The organism is Streptomyces sp. NPDC055140, from assembly GCF_053607285.1.
In genome coordinates, this window is the sequence record NZ_JBSGTG010000038.1 from 1 (window position 1) to 14,704 (window position 14,704).

The following is a 14,704-nucleotide window of genomic DNA, read 5'->3' on the forward strand; positions in this document are numbered from 1 at the left end:
GTGCGGCGGTGCTTTCCCTTTGCGGGCATGACGAATTCCTCTCCGGCGCCTGCGAGGTGAGCTGTCGGGTTCGGACGGGAGATGTCCGGTCGCACCATGTGTGCGACTTCACCCCGAGCCGTTCCGGAATCCGGATCGGCGGCTTTCCTGGGTCCCCCGCTCCTGCCGTGCGTAACCGAGTGGGTGGGAGGGGTTCCGGACAGCGGCAGGATTCGGCGTTCCATCCGGATTGACGGTGACATTAGGCGAGAAAGCGCGAACGGAACAAGACCAGAATTGTGATCGCGAAATATGAGAGCCCTGTGTCTGGTGACCGGAACCCGCCGCTCTCTTTGATCGAAAAGCCCAATCTTCTTTGCGCAGAAGGGAAGTGGGGCTCAGCAGAGCTCGGGGCCTGTTTCCGTTCGTGTGACACGGTTCACTGAAGGGGATACAGGTTGGAATGCCGCTCGATAGTCTAGTGAAGTGCGTTATTTCGCATGAATGCTTAGCGATATGGGCAGATCTTCGCTTACATCGCTAATGATCTGAAAATGCCACTTTAGGTAATAAAAGGGACATACCGCTACATCCCTTTTATTACCTAAAGTGGCATATAGCCATCAATGCTGGCCCGGTCGCGCGTGCCGACGGACATCCCCGCCGCACGGTTCGTGAGCGGGTGTCGATCGGGATGGCGCCTGAACGTGGCCTTGTGCGGTTCGGCTCAGGAATCGACTGAGGTGAGGCCGGCGGGCTCCATCGTCGGAGTGCACTTCCCGCCGACCTGCTCGTCTCGCGGGATACCGGGGACGGGGTGGGTGAGGGCTCCGATGCCGCACCCGGAGTTTTTGCCGACTCAAGATGTGCGCGAGCTCAGAAGAGGTCCGAATGTGATGGCAAGTCAGTTGCCGATCGTCACTGATATGTCAGTGAAGTCCTCGGCTCGGATCCGGAGGAGCCTGCTGAAATCTTCTGGCGAATGACGAGCCGATGGCCAGCCGCGAAGAAGCGCAGTAGTACGGGAAGTTACTCGGGCGCATGGAACATGACGGCGATTCGCCAGTCAGGTGGGATATTTGAGACCTGCATTCGAGCGAAGGCGTGCTGGGCGCGAGCGCGAACGGGCTTATGGGAGCGGCGCGTTCCTATTTTGAGGCAGGAACCGCCGCGTTGTGGTGAGCCGTGGGACGAGTCGCTTCCTCGAATCCGGTTGTGCGGTGAGCTGACGGGACGCGGGCCGCTGGTGCCGGGGCGTGCGGGCGTTCGCGGCATCTGACCGACGCCGGGGCGAGATGGGCCGTTTCCCTGCGGGTACCGCTACCGGGATTCAGTCGCAGTGCACCGGCCTTCAGGACCCTGCTGAGAAAGGCGTGATTCGATCAGGGGCGGCTCGTTGGTCTCTCGCGGTTGTTGTGGTGGTGGGTGGGAGGAGCGAGAAGGTTGTCGCTGGAGCCGCGGGCTGATCAGGGCGTGCCGGAGCTGACGGCCCGAGTGGTGCGGGCGGCGGCCTTCCCCAGGGGGACGCCGCGGTACGGATCCGGGAGGCGTTGGATCCGTTGTTCGATGACGCGGCACTCGCCGAGGCGTTCCCTCTTCGGGGGCGCCCTGCCAGTTCGCCTGGGGCGCTGGTGTGGCGGTCGTGGTGCCGACGCGGAAACCGGCGGCCAGCTGGGCGTAGGTGTGGCCGCACCGCAGGTGCGCCGGCACGAGCAGACCCTGGCGACCCACGCTCAGTCGGCGCCGGCGAGTGCCGAACTCCTGGCGGCGCGTCCGCAGGCGAGCGGACAGATAGCGCAGGGTCGAGGTGGACACATCGACGCCGGACCGGTAGGCAAGCACGCGGAGGCTCCCCTTGGACAGGAGATCTTGGTCGTGCACCCGTCTACCAGGAGCCTCTTCACGTCCACCCACCGCCCTCCACTCCAACTGCCCACCGCCTCGCGCAGGTTAGAAATCCCTCAGTGGCGCAGGTGGCCAAGCGCGGAGCGCCAATGGCAAGTCGGCAAGGACGCACGGCATCGACCCGCAACGAGCGGTGACCCCCAAGGCGGCCACCGACGAGGGCGCCCGCCCCGGTTGCCGATCAGCTTGATCGCGGGTGCGCCGCGAAGACATGCGCGACGGCTCCGCCACTGAAGACGGTGGTGCTGTCCGGCTCGATGGTGAGCGGCGCGAGGAAGATCCGCTCGCCCGCACCCAGGACTACCGGGTGGACGAGAAGGCGGTATTCGTCGATCAAGCCGGTCGCAACCAACGACCGTGCGAACCGTGCCCCACCGTGGGCGAGCAGGTATCCCCGGGGGCGCTCCTGCTTGAGTCGCGTGATGGTTTCGCCCAGATCTCCAGCGGCGATCGTCGTCTCGCCCCAGTCGGCGGACCTGAGCGACTCCGAGAACACGACCTTCGGGATCTCGTTCATCGCCGTGGCAACGGGCGCGGAGCGCACGCAAGAAGCCGGGCCGCAGCGCCCGGCGAGGAATGTGCACTGTTCGAATGCCGGTACGTCGGGTGGCAGGTAGCGTCACGGTCGTGAAGTTGACCGTGCAGGTGAAGCTCCTGCCGACGCCCGTGCAGGCGGCGGCACTTGAGGAATCCCTGCATGCCTGCAATCAGGCCGCGACCTGGGTCTCCCAGATGGCGTTCGAGAAGGACATCAAGCGCAACTTCCCCCTGCGTGAGCACACCTACACGGCGGTCAAGGACCGGTGGGGGCTCGGAGCCCAGGCGGCCCAGCACGTCATCAAGAAGACCTGCGATGCCTACACCACGCTCAAGGCGAACCTGACGGCAGGAAACCTCGGCAAGCCCACCTCCAAGCGCTACCGGCGGGCCACCGAAAAGCCGATCGCTTTCCGGCCGGAGGGTGCGCAGCCGTATGACGACCGGATGCTGTCCTGGCAGTACACGCAGCGCACGGTGTCCATCTGGACGCTGTCCGGCCGGATGAAGCAACTGGCGTTCACCGCCGCCCCCGAGCATGTGGCCCGCCTGGCCCTGTGCCGCAAGGGCGAGTCCGATCTGTTGTTCCGCGACGGCATGTGGTTCCTGATCGCGACCTGCGAGGTCCCCGAGGCCGAACTCAACGTCGGAGTCACGGAGTTCCTGGGGATCGATCTGGGGATCGTGAACATCGCGACCACCTCGGACGGTCAGATCATGGCCGGACGCCGGCTGAACCGCGGGCGTCTGCGCGAGCGCACCCTGCGTACGAAACTCCAGCGTAAGAACACCCCGTCCGCCAAACGGCGCCTGAAGAAGCGGCGCCGTAAAGAGGCGCGGCGGGCGCGGGACATCAACCACAAGATCGCGAAACATGTGGTGGCCGAGGCAGAACGCACCGGTCGCGGAATCGCCCTGGAAGACCTCACGGGCATCCACGCACGGGTACGGCTTCGCAAGCCCCAACGGGCCACCCACTCCTCCTGGGCCTTTGCCCAGCTCGGAGCGTTCATTACGTACAAGGCCCGCAAGACGGGGGTGCCGGTGGTGCACGTCGATGCGGCGTACACCTCCCGCACCTGCGCCCCATGTGGGCACATCGACAAGGCGAACCGGGCATCCCAGGCCCGTTTCGCATGCCGGTCCTGCGGTGTCGTTGCACACGCGGACTGGAACGGCTCCCGCAACATCCGCCACCGTGCGGAAGAGTTGTGGCGACGCGGGGCGCAGTCAACCGCCCCAGACCCACCCCCGAAAACCGGGCGCGGGACAGGACGCAAACCCAGCACCACAGCCAGTGGCGCCCGTTGCGCAAGCCCGGGACTTTCAGTCCCGGGTGGTTGACTAGCGTCGTTCACCCTCCGCAGCAGCGTTTGTCGAGCACTTTGTGCAGAGCAGGTGGAGGGCACGACGGGGTAGGAAACATTCATGAGTAACGCTGTCGCTGCAGAGGCCTGCATGAGGGGCAATTGGGCGCCGTGGCGGTCGAGTTCCATGTGGTCGAGTGCATCGATAGAGGACGGGAACCCCCGCCGTCCGAAGCCGATGCCTGTGATCTACTGCCGGTCATGCCGTTGATGCTGCTGGACCTCGACAACACCCTGGTCGACCGCGATGCGGCCTTCCGTAGCGCCGTCGCCAGCTTCCTTGCCCAGCACGGCCTGCCCGACTCCGACCTCACCTGGGTGACGACCATTGATGCCGGCGGTTATACCGCCCGGCACGAAGTCGCCGCAGCTCTGACCGGCCGATACGGCAATGCGGTACCAGCCACCGCTATCCACGCCCTTCTCGACAACGGCGTCACGGACCACGTCGTCCTGGCGCGCTCCTCCCGAGAGGCCCTGACCAAGGCACGGGCCAGCGGCTGGACCTGCGTGATCGTCACCAACGGCCGCACCGTCCAGCAGGAAGCGAAGATCCGTAACACAGGGCTCGACCAGCTCGTCCAGGGCTGGGCAATCTCCGAGACCGTCGGCCACAAGAAGCCGGAACCGGAAATCTTCCAGGTGGCAGCAGCCACCGTGAGCACTCCCCTGCCTGGCGCGTGGGTCATCGGCGATTCACCGCATGCCGACATCGCCGGCGCCGACGCGCTCGGCCTTCGAAGCGTGTGGGTGACAGACGGCCGGTCCTGGACCCAGGACTCCTACCGGCCCACCCACGTTGCGAGCGACGCCGCCTCCGCGATCAGCCACGCCCTGAGGACACCGGGATAGCTTCGCGCCAGCGGGGGGCGCGGGCCGGGGAATCCGCCGTGGCCTGCTGACATCTGCCGTCTCACGCCGGGCGGTGGCATCACCTACCCGCCCGCGCGGGCCACAAGCAGCGGCTGGAAGAAGCCCGTCTCCTGCGGCATCCGCCATTCGACGTCGACGAACCCGGCCTCGGCTACGAGGCCGGTCAGCCGGTCCCGGCCCAGTGCCCAGTAGGTGGTCCGGCGGACCTTGACGCGCCATTCCCCATCTGCCTCAAAGAGTTGGAAGTGCTCCAGGTCGTAGTGCTCGCCGTCGTCGTGCCAGTGCCAGAGCTGGAAGGTGACGGTTCGTTCTCCGTCGTCAGCCCGGTCGCCGATCCGGTGGACTTGTGGAGGCGTCGAAGCCGGGCGGTCGCGCACCAGGTCGTCATAGGGGCGTGTGCTGACCAGCAGCCGGCCACAGGGGCGCAGCACACGGCGCATCTCGGCCAGGGCGGCGTGCGCATCCTGCTCCGTCAACAGGTGAGGCAGAGAGTTGTCAGCGCATACGACGACGTCGAAGGAGCCATCGGGAAATGGGAGGCGTCGCATATCGGCGGCGGCAGTGCAAAGGCTCAGGCTCCGGCGAGCGGCCTCACGGGCAGCGCGGGCGGCGGCCCGGAGGCTGAGGTCGGTCCCGGTGACGCGGTGCCCGCGCAGTGCCAGGCCGATGGCCTGCGTTCCAATCCCGCAGGCACAGTCGAGCACCGCCGCGCCATCCTGGCCGATCTGGGCGTCCAGAGCGTCTCCCTGCCGACGGATGCTCGCGTCCCAGTCCGTGTAGATCAGGTGGTAGTCGTCAGCCAGCTCGTCATAGAAGGGCCCCACCGATGTCTCGGACATGGCCCGAGATTAACGCGCCCTCCCCCACAGGCGACCCGATCGCCCAGCGACCGACGCAAATCCGCTGACCGTAGCGCCGCACTTCCCCCGTGAACGTCTACGAGCGCGCTGATCAACAGTTGGCGTGGAAACACATCGGCAGACGCTGCTGCCGAACATGAACCGGCCACGGGGCCCTGGGCATCGCGGTCTTCAACGAGAGGAATGATGGCCGACGCGATCGGCCGGGTGCCTGGAAGCGGTGCGGCATGCGCGGCCGACGGAACGCTCGTCGGTGAGCTCCGCGAACGCCGGCAGACGGTGCGGGCGGTGATCCGAACGCCCGTGCCTGGCCCCTTTCGCCGTTCCCACCAGCACGAATGCGGCCGCGGGTTCCGTACGGCGACGTCCATGGGGGCTCCCGATCGGCATGTACTGATCGACAAGATCAAGACGGTTCGCGCCACCGCCATGCCGCGGGAGGGGGCGGCGGCGTCCCGCCACGGTGCGAAGCAGCCGCCCACCCTCCGTTCCAGCCCTTGCTCAATCTATCGAACTTCGATAGATTTCCATCGTAGCTCGATGGAAGGATGGGTCATGGGAAAGCTGGCAGTGCGTGCGTTGCGCGTCGTGCTCGCGGTGGTGCTCGTCGGCACCGTGTTCGTACAGGCATCGATGGTGTGGGTGTTGGTCAGCGGGAGTGACCCGGAAGACGGGTCTCTCCCGCTGACCCCACTGCGCGTGATCACGATCCTGGGCATGGTGTCGGCCCAGGTCGCCGTGGTTTGCGTATGGCGACTGGTGACGATGGTGCGACGCGGAACCGTGTTCTCCCACGCCGCCTTCCGGTACGTGGACGCCGTGATCGGCGCGATCGTGGCGGCCGCCCTCCTGTGGTTCGCGGTCACGGCCATCAATGCGCCGGGCCAGCGGGACGACCCGGGCGTCACTGTCATCATGGGCGGGGTTGGCCTGGCCATCCTGGGGGTCGCGCTCATCGTGCTCGTGCTGCGGATGCTGCTCGCCCAGGCTGTCGCGCGCGACGTCGAAGCGGCGCACATGCAGGCCGAGTTGGACGAGGTGATCTGATGCCGATCGCCGTCGACATCGACGTGATGCTGGCCAGGCGGAAGATGTCCGTGGGCGAGCTCGCGGAGCGCGTAGGGATCACGCCCGCCAACCTGGCGGTTCTCAAGAACGGCCGCGCCAAGGCGGTGCGCTTCGCGACGCTCGCCGCGCTCTGCGAGGTGCTCAAGTGCCAGCCGGGCGACCTGCTGCGCTGGGAGGCCGAGGACGCCGCGGGCGGATGACGTGTCCCAGGGCGCGTGAAAACGCCTGGAACACCCCACCTCAAACCCCCGTCCTCCCAGCACGGAAGGGCGGGGGTTCGTCGTTGGGTGGACGGCCAGTGCTACGCCGTAGTCACCCGCGTGACGATCTGTCCGTTCGACGGAGTTCTGGGAACGGGACAGGCACAGGCTTCCAAGATCATGGAGTTGTCGACGCCCCGAACTCCGAGTGAAAGACCGTACCTGCTGACGCATCAGCGCCGATCCCGCCTGCCTTTGACCATCTCCGCGAGCATCCCGGGGCCGTGCCCGTGGAGGTCCCGGGCCTGCTGGAGCGACTGGCCGAAGTGCCCGACCCTCGGGATCCGCGCGGCGTACGGCACGCTCTGGTCGTCGTGCTCGCACTGACCGCGTGCGCGGTTCCGGCCGGAGCGGCCCCCTGCCGGCAGTGGGTGAGTGGACTCACCGACGCACCGCCGTCCGTGCTGGAGCGCCTTGGTGTACGGCCCGATCCGCTGCCCCGGAGCGGTGCCTGTCGTCGCCGTTCGGAGTCAGGCTCACGTCTGCCACCCGTCCCCACCCGTCCGCATCAGTTCCAGCCACACATCATCGGTGCCGAGACGTATCCGGGGCTGGGCCATCGTCGCCCTCCGGCATCCGTGACTGGAGCTCAAGATCTCGTGCGAACCAGAACCGTGCCGATCGCACGGCGCGTCCTCGCCTGCAACAGGTGCATCAACAACCTTTATTCTCAACTGAGTTACACCCATTGCCAGGCACAAGAGCTGGGAGCCGGATCGCGATGAGCAGCACCAACAGGGACGAGCAGGAGGATAATGCCGATGGGGGCATCAAACCCCTTACGGCGTTCGACCCGGTGCGTATCGGGCCGTATCTCCTGCTCGGTCGGCTCGGTGCGGGTGGCATGGGGCGGGTCTTCCTTGCCCGTTCCGAGAGCGGGCGCACCGTCGCCGTGAAAGTGGTGCACGAAGAGCATGTGTCCGACGAGCGGTTTCGCGCACGGTTCCGGCGGGAGATCGACGCGGCGCAGCGCGTCGGGGAGCGCTACACCGCTCCCGTCCTCGACTCCGGTCCCGACGACGATCCGCCGTGGGTCGCCACCGGGTATGTTCCCGGGCTCTCCCTCGAACAGGTCGTACGCCGGCACGGACCACTGCCCACCGCGTCCGTGCGCGCCGTCGCGGACGGGCTGCTGCGCGCCCTGAAGGACATCCACGACGCGGGCATCGTGCACCGCGATCTGAAGCCGTCCAACGTGATGCTGACCGTGGACGGGACCAAGGTCATCGACTTCGGCATCGCGCGGGCCCTGGAGACGTCCGCGGAGTCGCCGCTGACCAGCACGGGGATGGCCGTGGGCTCGCCCGGCTTCATGTCGCCGGAGCAGATCCAGGCGCAGCGCGTGGGGCCGAAGAGCGATGTGTTCACCCTGGGGAGCGTGCTTATGTACGCGGCCACGGGGCGGCTGCCTTTCGGGCACGAGGCCAGCAATCAGCACGCAGTCATGTTCCAGATCGTGCAGGACGAGCCCGACCTGGACGGGGTCGACGACCCCGCGCTGCGGGCGCTCATCTCGCGGTGCCTGACCAAGGACGCCGGGCAACGGCCTGCCGTGGACACACTGTTGGCGGATCCGGAACTGGTCAAGACGGTCGCGGTCAAGGACACCCTGCTGCCCGCCGACGTCGTCGCGCACCTCGCGCAGCAGTCCGCACGGCTGCTCGACGCCGAGGCGGCGCCCCACCGGGCGGAGCCCGTGGACCGGTCGACCCTCGGGCTGCGGCCGCAGCCCGGACCGCCGGAAGCCGTCCCCGCGGCGGGTGGTTCCACGACGCCGAAGCCCGAACGGCGGCCTGCCCGTCGGCGCCGCACGCTGGTCGTCCTGCCCATCATCGCCGTCATCACCGTCGGCGGCGGTGCGGTCACCCTGCTCAACCCCTTTGGGGGCGGCGGAAGGGACGGAACACATGCCAAGTCGCCCCAGAGCAGCACGAGCACCACTCCTGACGGGAGCAAGGCGCCGAGCGAGGCGGGAAGTTCACCTTCCGGGAAGAGGAAGGACGGGAAAGACAGCAAGGAGCAGCAAGGCAACAAAGGCGAGCAGAGCGCGGCGAAACCCAAGGAGAGCACCGGGAGTTCGACGTCGTCCAGCGGCGCCGGCGGCTCCGACACAAACGGCGGCTCCGACAGCGGCGTCACCACTAGCGGGTCCGGCTCTTCGGCCTCGGGCGGCGGAGGTTCGTCCGGCGCCGGCGGCTCGTCCACCGGCTCCCCGCCGCCCGCTTTGAAGAGCTACAGCGTCAAATACACGAATTCCTGCGTCGGCGCCTGCTCCATGCCGATCCTCGTGAGCTGGTCGGCGATCTCCCGAGCGACGCGCTACGACATCCACTACACAAACAAGGGCAGCCAGTACACCAAGAAGAACGTCGACACCATCCATTCGACCGGCAACACCAGCTACACGATCACTGGGCCGTATTCCGGTGACGAGATCTGCCTCTCGGTACGCGCGGCCAACAAGTACGGAGCCTCTGCGTGGGCGGAGACCTGGTGCACCACGGTGCCCTACTAGAGACACCACCTTGAGTTCTGCGGTCTACTGCCGGGCGGGCGAAACCGATCAGGAGACTGGGGAAGATCTCACCGTGGCGTCAAAGGTCTTCGGTGGGCCGGCGCCCTGGTCACCCCGCCCCGCCGGGATTGGGCGTCGGCCAACACCATGCCCTCGACCTGGTACGTCCATCAACTGATGGTCTATCCGCCTCTTCGTTCTTCGTCCCGCGCGCGGATTGCCGCGAGAACGGCGAACACGTAATAGCTCACGAGCCCTACGGTGGCGACGGCGGTCACACCGATGGCTGTCGCTGTGTCCCGCCCATCCGACTGACTGTCGTTGTCGGCCTTGAAGACAAGCGTGGTCAGCAGCACGTGCGATACGTGAACTCCCAACGTCCGCGCCCACGCTGCGTCACCGGGGCGGGACCGAGCCGTCGTCTGATGCACGAGACATGCAGCCCACTTCTCCGGGGAGTGATGCTAGTTACCCCGGCCGATCTTGACGCTTACGAGTCGGCCCTTCCGCTGTAGTGCTGCCTTCCACATTCGATGCCAGCACCACTCTGGCGACATACGACATCCGCCGGAACGGCACCAACGTCGGGTCGCTGAAGATCGCAATGGTGGCGGCCCTCCGCGGGGGAGACACGAAGATCGGCTGCAACCCGCAAACCCCCGTGGTCAACTGCCCGGCGCCCTCGAGCGGCACGAGCGTCAACGTCGCGAACTCCCCATGCGGCCGCCCTGAACCGCAGCGCCTGAGCCGTTCCCGGCAAGATCTGGAAGACACGTCCTCACACAATCAGAAGAGGCGCTCCTGCCTACTTGTCAGACGATGCAGTAGGGGCGCCCCCCCATCCGATGTTCAGTGGTCCTGCAGGCGGTAGCGGTTACTGCTGGTCGGAGGCTCCTTGCTGTTTGAGGGCCTGGTAGCGGTTGGCAAGGGCATGGAACGCCTCCTTGGGTTCCCAGTGCATGTCCGGGTAGGTACGCACGTCCGCGGGGTAGTCGCTGTGCTCGTCGAGGATCTTGACGATGCCGTAGGAAGCGAGGTCGGGGTCGGGTCCGGACAGACGGTGGGGAGTGCCGTAGCCGGCGAAGCTGAACCAGAAGACGGAGTCGACGCCTTCCTCCTCGAAGATGGGCATGAGGTCGTCGAGATAGCGGACCTGCTCGCTCCCGTCGCGCACCAGGTCCGGCTTTGGGGTGGCACCGTCCGGCTCCATGGCCACGTACCAGCCCGAGCCGCCGTAGTCGCCCGCCCCTCGGAAGGTACAGCAGCCGACCTCCATGATGGCGACCGGCTTGCCGTGGGCGAACTCCTTGCGCAGATCGTCGCGGTAGGTGGCGGCGTTACGCAGACCACGGAAGGCATCCAGACCGATGATGTCGAAAGGGCTCCAGTCCACGCCGTCCAAGGGGCACGAGGCGTAGCTGACCGGGCCGGCGAAGAGGGGGCGGACGGTGCGGACGACGTCACCGAGGAAGGCGTTGACCTTGTCGGGGATGGGCCGGAGTGCGGCTGCGCGGCCGGGGCCGGCCAGGACCGGGATGCGGTCGTTGAAGGTGTCGCCGGGCAGGTAACCGCGGGCGAACAGGCTCAGTTCGCAGCCGGTGACCAGAACGACGTCAGCGCCGTCTTGACGCAGCCGTTCGGCTCGCTCTGCACAGTCGGCGAAGTACGGAAGCATCTGTTCGTCGGTCATCTCGCAGGGAAACGGCGAGAACCAGACCTCCAGCCCGACAGCCGCCGCATGGCGCGCGGTGCTCTCGATCCGGTCCGGGTCGCCGCCCGTGATGCGGATCGCGGTGCAGTGCAGGTCCTCGGCAACGACCTGCATGTCCCGCGCGACGACATCGGCGTCGAAGAGCGGGCGGGAGGTGTCGCCGTTGGGAAAGGTGCCGGTGTCGTAGTGGATGCCTTTGCCTCGCACGCCTTGCACCTCCGGTAAGTATCCACGTGTCGCTTACGGTCCGATCGTCAAGTCTCCAGCGGCGTCAGAGTCAAGCCCGGATGGTGATCAGCCGTGTGTATCCGATCGCTGCCTGCGCGCCGACACCTCCGCCCTCCTCAGACGTTTCGCATGATGGGCAGGTCAAAGACGGCGCTCGCCGATATGTGACAGGACGGCACGCGAGTTCCCCACCCACGCGGTCACACGTCGCCGTGGGGATGGCGAAAGGAGGGGCGCGGGCAGTCGCGGAGCCGGTACGTCTAGGAGCTGTGCAGCCAGATCCGCAGCGGACCCACGGGCTCGAAGCCATGGCGGATGGCGACGGTCAGGTCGTCGCCCTGCTCGTAGCCGACTACGGCGAGGGTGGGGAACAGCCGATGCACCGCGCCCAGCACGCCCGGCCAGGCCCTGTCAGCGCCGCCATCCCGCGCGAATACATTGGAGATTCCGACCACGTGGCCGCTGCGGCTGGCCACCGCCCCGGCCACCACTCGGCCGCCGGCGAAGTGCCCGGCGAGCACGAAGACAGCCGGGTCGTCGAGCAGTTCGGGCCGGAAGAGGCCAGCGTTACCCTCTCCGTCGTCCCAGGCGAGGGCCCACGTTCGCAGCCTGTCCGGGGCGTCCACCACGTACCAGTCAAGATCCGGGGTAAGGGCGGGCGCACTCGGTGGGCGGTGTATCCACTGCGCCTCGAACAGCACCTCAAAGCCGGCCTCGGTCAAGTCGACGTCGGCGAAACTGTCCTTGACGGAGGCGCCGGGTGCCACCGTGTCGATCCGGGCCACCAGCGCAGCCCGGTCAGCACTCGGCACCAGCGTCACCGCGTCGGGGTAGTAGAGCGGCGTGCGAGCCGGAGCGGCCCATGCTTGGGGTCCGAACTCGCCGGCCAAGCCGTGCGATCGACCCATCGCTGCGCACCACTCGGCGTTGTTGCGGGCGGCGGCCCGGACCAGGAGCTGCTTCGGCGTAGTCACGAGTGCTGATCATGACGCGTCCGGCCCCGACCGGCGAACGGTTTATCGCCCCGCGCCGGACAGCTGCCTCCGAAGGCCGTCCCGGCGGCCAGCCGGCCCCAGGGGATACGTGACCGCAGCCCTGGGAAACTCCGTGACCGCCCGCATGGGTTCCTCACGTCAACCACCCGGGACTGAAAGTCCCGGGCTTGCGCAACGGGCGCCACTGGCTGTGGTGCTGCGTTTGCGTCCTGTCCCACGCCCGGTTTTCGGGGGTGGGTCTGGGGCGGTTGACTGCGCCCCGCGTCGCCACAACTCTTCCGCACGGTGACGGATGTTGCGGGAGCCGTTCCAGTCCGCGTGTGCAACGACACCGCAGGACCGGCATGCGAAACGGGCCTGGGATGCCCGGTTCGCCTTGTCGATGTGCCCACATGGGGCGCAGGTGCGGGAGGTGTACGCCGCATCGACGTGCACCACCGGCACCCCCGTCTTGCGGGCCTTGTACGTAATGAACGCTCCGAGCTGGGCAAAGGCCCAGGAGGAGTGGGTGGCCCGTTGGGGCTTGCGAAGCCGTACCCGTGCGTGGATGCCCGTGAGGTCTTCCAGGGCGATACCGCGACCGGTGCGTTCTGCCTCGGCCACCACATGCTTCGCGATCTTGTGGTTGATGTCCCGCGCCCGCCGCGCCTCCTTACGACGCCGCCTCTTCAACCGGCGTTTGGCGGACGGGGTGTTCTTGCGCTGGAGTTTCGTACGCAGGGTGCGTTCGCGCAGACGCCCGCGATTCAGCCGGCGTCCGGCCATGATCTGACCGTCCGAGGTGGTCGCGATGTTCACGATCCCCAGATCGATCCCCAGGAACTCCACCACGTTGGTGTTGAGTTCGGCCTCGGGGACCTCGCAGGTGGCGGTCAGGAACCACATGCCGTCGCGGTACAGCAGGTCGGACTCGCCCTTGCGGTACAGGGCCAGGCGGGCCAAATGCTCGGGGGCGGCGGTGAACGCCAGTTGCTTCATCCGGCCTGACAGCGTCCAGATCGACACCGTGCGCTCCGTGTACTGCCAGGACAGCATCCGGTCGTCATACGGCTGCGCACCCTCCGGCCGGAAAGCGATCGGTTTCTCGATGACCCGCCGGTAGCGCTTGGAGGTGGGCTTGCCGAGGTTTCCTGCCTTCAAGTTCGCCTTGAGCGTGGCGTAGGCATCGCAGGTCCTCTTGATGACGTGCTGGGCCGCCTGAGCGCCGAGCCCCCACCGGTCCTTGACCGCCGTATAGGTGTGCTCACGCAGGGCGAAGTTGCGCTTGATGTCCTTCTCGAACGCCACGGACGACACCCAGGTCGCGGCCTCATTACAGGCATGCAGGGATTCCTCAAGTGCCGCCGCCTGCACGGGCGTCGGCAGGAGTTTCACCTGCACGGTCAACTTCACGACCGTGACGCCACCCTGCCACCCGACGTACCGGCATTCGAACAGCGCACATTCCTCGCCAGGCGCTGCGGCCCGGTTTCTTGCGTGCGCTCCGCCCCCGTTGCCGCGGCGATGCTGCGCATCGCCACCACAGGATGCGATTCCTCCCGGGGGTGAACCCCCGGGGTTCCTCGCAAGAGAACGCTGAAATCCAGTTGCCGGCGTCGGGACACCAATTGTCATGGCCGTCACCCAGCAGCTCGCCCGCGTCCCGGCACAACCCTTGCGGCGCCAAACTCCTCGGCCAGTAGCCCCCCGACCACGCCCCCGTAGCAGCGGGGGCGTTCCCATGCCGGTGTGCAGAAGCTGGCACCCCGTGGCGCGCCGCGACGGGACAACCCCTTGGAGACACCGACCTCGGGGCGCCCGCGGCGACCGCACGACACAGCAACGGCTCGCTCTCAAGGACCATCCCCCCTCAACATGCAGATGCCTACCGGAAGATGAGCAGCAGAGCCCCCCTGCTATGGTGCGCCGATGTCATCGATCAAGCAGTTCCAAGTCACCTTCGACTGCACGGAACCTGAGCGCGTCGCTCGTTTCTGGTGCGAGGTGTTGGGGTACGTCGCACCGTCGCCACCGAAGGGGTTTGACACTTGGGACGAGTTCAATCGCTCGCGGCCTCCTGAGGATCAGGGGTCATGGTTCGCCTGCAGCGATCCCACAGGTGTCGGCCCGCGACTGTTCTTTCAGCGCGTCCCCGAGGGCAAGGTCGTCAAGAATCGGGTGCATCTTGACGTGCGCGTCGGCACCGGGCTCGTGGGGGAAGAGCGCCTCGCCGCACTCGAGGCCGAGTGCGCACGCCTCATCCCGCTCGGCGCGGTACGCGTGCGGCTGTTGCTTGACGACAACGACTCGTGCATCGTCATGCAGGACATCGAGGGCAACGAGTTCTGTCTCGACTGAGATCCCTCCGAGACGGCACGGTGGGGAGCCACCTCCATCGGACCTTCCTCGAAGGTGGGCCCGTATGGG

At 67.0% G+C, this 14,704-nt stretch carries 13 protein-coding genes, 1 pseudogene and 1 riboswitch; of the genes and pseudogenes, 7 read left to right on the plus strand and 7 right to left on the minus strand.

Going from position 1 to position 14,704, the window contains the following annotated elements; translation table 11 throughout:
- Positions 1 to 33 precede the first annotated feature (33 nt).
- Positions 34 to 196, minus strand: a riboswitch (cyclic di-AMP (ydaO/yuaA leader).
- Positions 197 to 1,614: 1,418 nt separating this feature from the next.
- Positions 1,615 to 1,821: pseudogene (locus ACWFR4_RS41500) on the minus strand (transposase family protein); the annotation flags it as partial.
- A gap of 244 nt (positions 1,822 to 2,065) precedes the next feature.
- Entirely contained in the window at positions 2,066 to 2,428 is a 363-nt protein-coding gene (locus ACWFR4_RS41505; protein WP_453656749.1) for a dihydrofolate reductase family protein, read from the minus strand.
- Between the two features lie 83 nt (positions 2,429 to 2,511).
- On the opposite strand from ACWFR4_RS41505, the gene ACWFR4_RS41510 reads away from it, so the two are divergent.
- Positions 2,512 to 3,765, plus strand: a complete 1,254-nt coding sequence (locus tag ACWFR4_RS41510) for an RNA-guided endonuclease InsQ/TnpB family protein (protein ID WP_453656750.1) — start codon at positions 2,512 to 2,514, stop codon at positions 3,763 to 3,765.
- 134 nt (positions 3,766 to 3,899) lie between these two features.
- Positions 3,900 to 4,640, plus strand: coding sequence for an HAD family hydrolase (locus ACWFR4_RS41515; RefSeq protein ID WP_453656751.1), 741 nt, complete (start codon positions 3,900 to 3,902; stop codon positions 4,638 to 4,640).
- A gap of 83 nt (positions 4,641 to 4,723) precedes the next feature.
- Here the strand turns inward: ACWFR4_RS41515 and ACWFR4_RS41520 are convergent, their stop codons facing one another.
- Positions 4,724 to 5,500, minus strand: coding sequence for a class I SAM-dependent methyltransferase (locus ACWFR4_RS41520; RefSeq protein WP_453656752.1), 777 nt, complete (start codon positions 5,498 to 5,500; stop codon positions 4,724 to 4,726).
- A 576-nt stretch (positions 5,501 to 6,076) separates the two neighbouring features.
- On the opposite strand from ACWFR4_RS41520, the gene ACWFR4_RS41525 reads away from it, so the two are divergent.
- From ACWFR4_RS41525 to ACWFR4_RS41540, 4 genes are all read left to right on the plus strand, one after another.
- The gene (locus ACWFR4_RS41525) at positions 6,077 to 6,568 is read left to right on the plus strand and encodes a DUF2975 domain-containing protein (protein ID WP_453656790.1); all 492 of its coding nucleotides are present in this window, start codon (positions 6,077 to 6,079) and stop codon (positions 6,566 to 6,568) included.
- Positions 6,568 to 6,789 (plus strand): helix-turn-helix domain-containing protein, encoded by a 222-nt coding sequence (locus tag ACWFR4_RS41530; protein ID WP_232650045.1) that lies wholly within the window; start codon positions 6,568 to 6,570, stop codon positions 6,787 to 6,789. The genes ACWFR4_RS41525 and ACWFR4_RS41530 overlap by 1 nt, the downstream gene beginning before the upstream one ends.
- Positions 6,790 to 7,079: 290 nt before the next feature.
- Entirely contained in the window at positions 7,080 to 7,574 is a 495-nt protein-coding gene (locus ACWFR4_RS41535; protein ID WP_453656791.1) for a transposase family protein, read from the plus strand.
- A complete protein-coding gene (locus ACWFR4_RS41540) occupies positions 7,571 to 9,364 on the plus strand; it encodes a protein kinase domain-containing protein (RefSeq protein ID WP_453656753.1) in 1,794 nt (597 codons plus the stop codon). Before ACWFR4_RS41535 ends, ACWFR4_RS41540 begins: the two co-directional genes overlap by 4 nt.
- Positions 9,365 to 9,546: 182 nt before the next feature.
- Here ACWFR4_RS41540 and ACWFR4_RS41545 read toward each other — a convergent pair whose 3' ends face one another.
- From ACWFR4_RS41545 to ACWFR4_RS41560, 4 genes are all read right to left on the minus strand, one after another.
- The gene (locus tag ACWFR4_RS41545; RefSeq protein ID WP_453656754.1) at positions 9,547 to 9,720 is read right to left on the minus strand and encodes a hypothetical protein; all 174 of its coding nucleotides are present in this window, start codon (positions 9,718 to 9,720) and stop codon (positions 9,547 to 9,549) included.
- 518 nt (positions 9,721 to 10,238) lie between these two features.
- Complete coding sequence (locus tag ACWFR4_RS41550; RefSeq protein ID WP_453656755.1) at positions 10,239 to 11,282, minus strand: hypothetical protein; 1,044 nt, start codon at positions 11,280 to 11,282, stop codon at positions 10,239 to 10,241.
- 281 nt (positions 11,283 to 11,563) lie between these two features.
- Positions 11,564 to 12,277 carry a hypothetical protein gene (locus tag ACWFR4_RS41555; RefSeq protein WP_453656756.1) on the minus strand — a complete coding sequence of 238 codons (714 nt, stop codon included), beginning with the start codon at positions 12,275 to 12,277 and terminating at the stop codon, positions 11,564 to 11,566.
- A 159-nt stretch (positions 12,278 to 12,436) separates the two neighbouring features.
- Positions 12,437 to 13,690: an RNA-guided endonuclease InsQ/TnpB family protein gene (locus ACWFR4_RS41560; protein ID WP_453656757.1), complete on the minus strand. Its 1,254-nt coding sequence runs from the start codon at positions 13,688 to 13,690 to the stop codon at positions 12,437 to 12,439.
- Between the two features lie 516 nt (positions 13,691 to 14,206).
- Between ACWFR4_RS41560 and ACWFR4_RS41565 the strand changes: the two genes are divergently transcribed.
- Positions 14,207 to 14,635, plus strand: a complete 429-nt coding sequence (locus ACWFR4_RS41565; RefSeq protein WP_453656758.1) for a VOC family protein — start codon at positions 14,207 to 14,209, stop codon at positions 14,633 to 14,635.
- The last annotated feature ends 69 nt before the right edge of the window (positions 14,636 to 14,704 follow it).

What these genes read in the sequence shown, in the direction of transcription:
- ACWFR4_RS41520 (WP_453656752.1), bottom strand. Translation starts at nt 5,500, where the DNA reads ATGTCCGAGACATCGGTGGGGCCCTTCTATGACGAGCTGGCTGACGAC.
- ACWFR4_RS41525 (WP_453656790.1), top strand. Translation starts at nt 6,077, where the DNA reads ATGGGAAAGCTGGCAGTGCGTGCGTTGCGCGTCGTGCTCGCGGTGGTG.
- ACWFR4_RS41530 (WP_232650045.1), top strand. Translation starts at nt 6,568, where the DNA reads ATGCCGATCGCCGTCGACATCGACGTGATGCTGGCCAGGCGGAAGATG.
- ACWFR4_RS41540 (WP_453656753.1), top strand. Translation starts at nt 7,571, where the DNA reads ATGAGCAGCACCAACAGGGACGAGCAGGAGGATAATGCCGATGGGGGC.
- ACWFR4_RS41565 (WP_453656758.1), top strand. Translation starts at nt 14,207, where the DNA reads ATGTCATCGATCAAGCAGTTCCAAGTCACCTTCGACTGCACGGAACCT.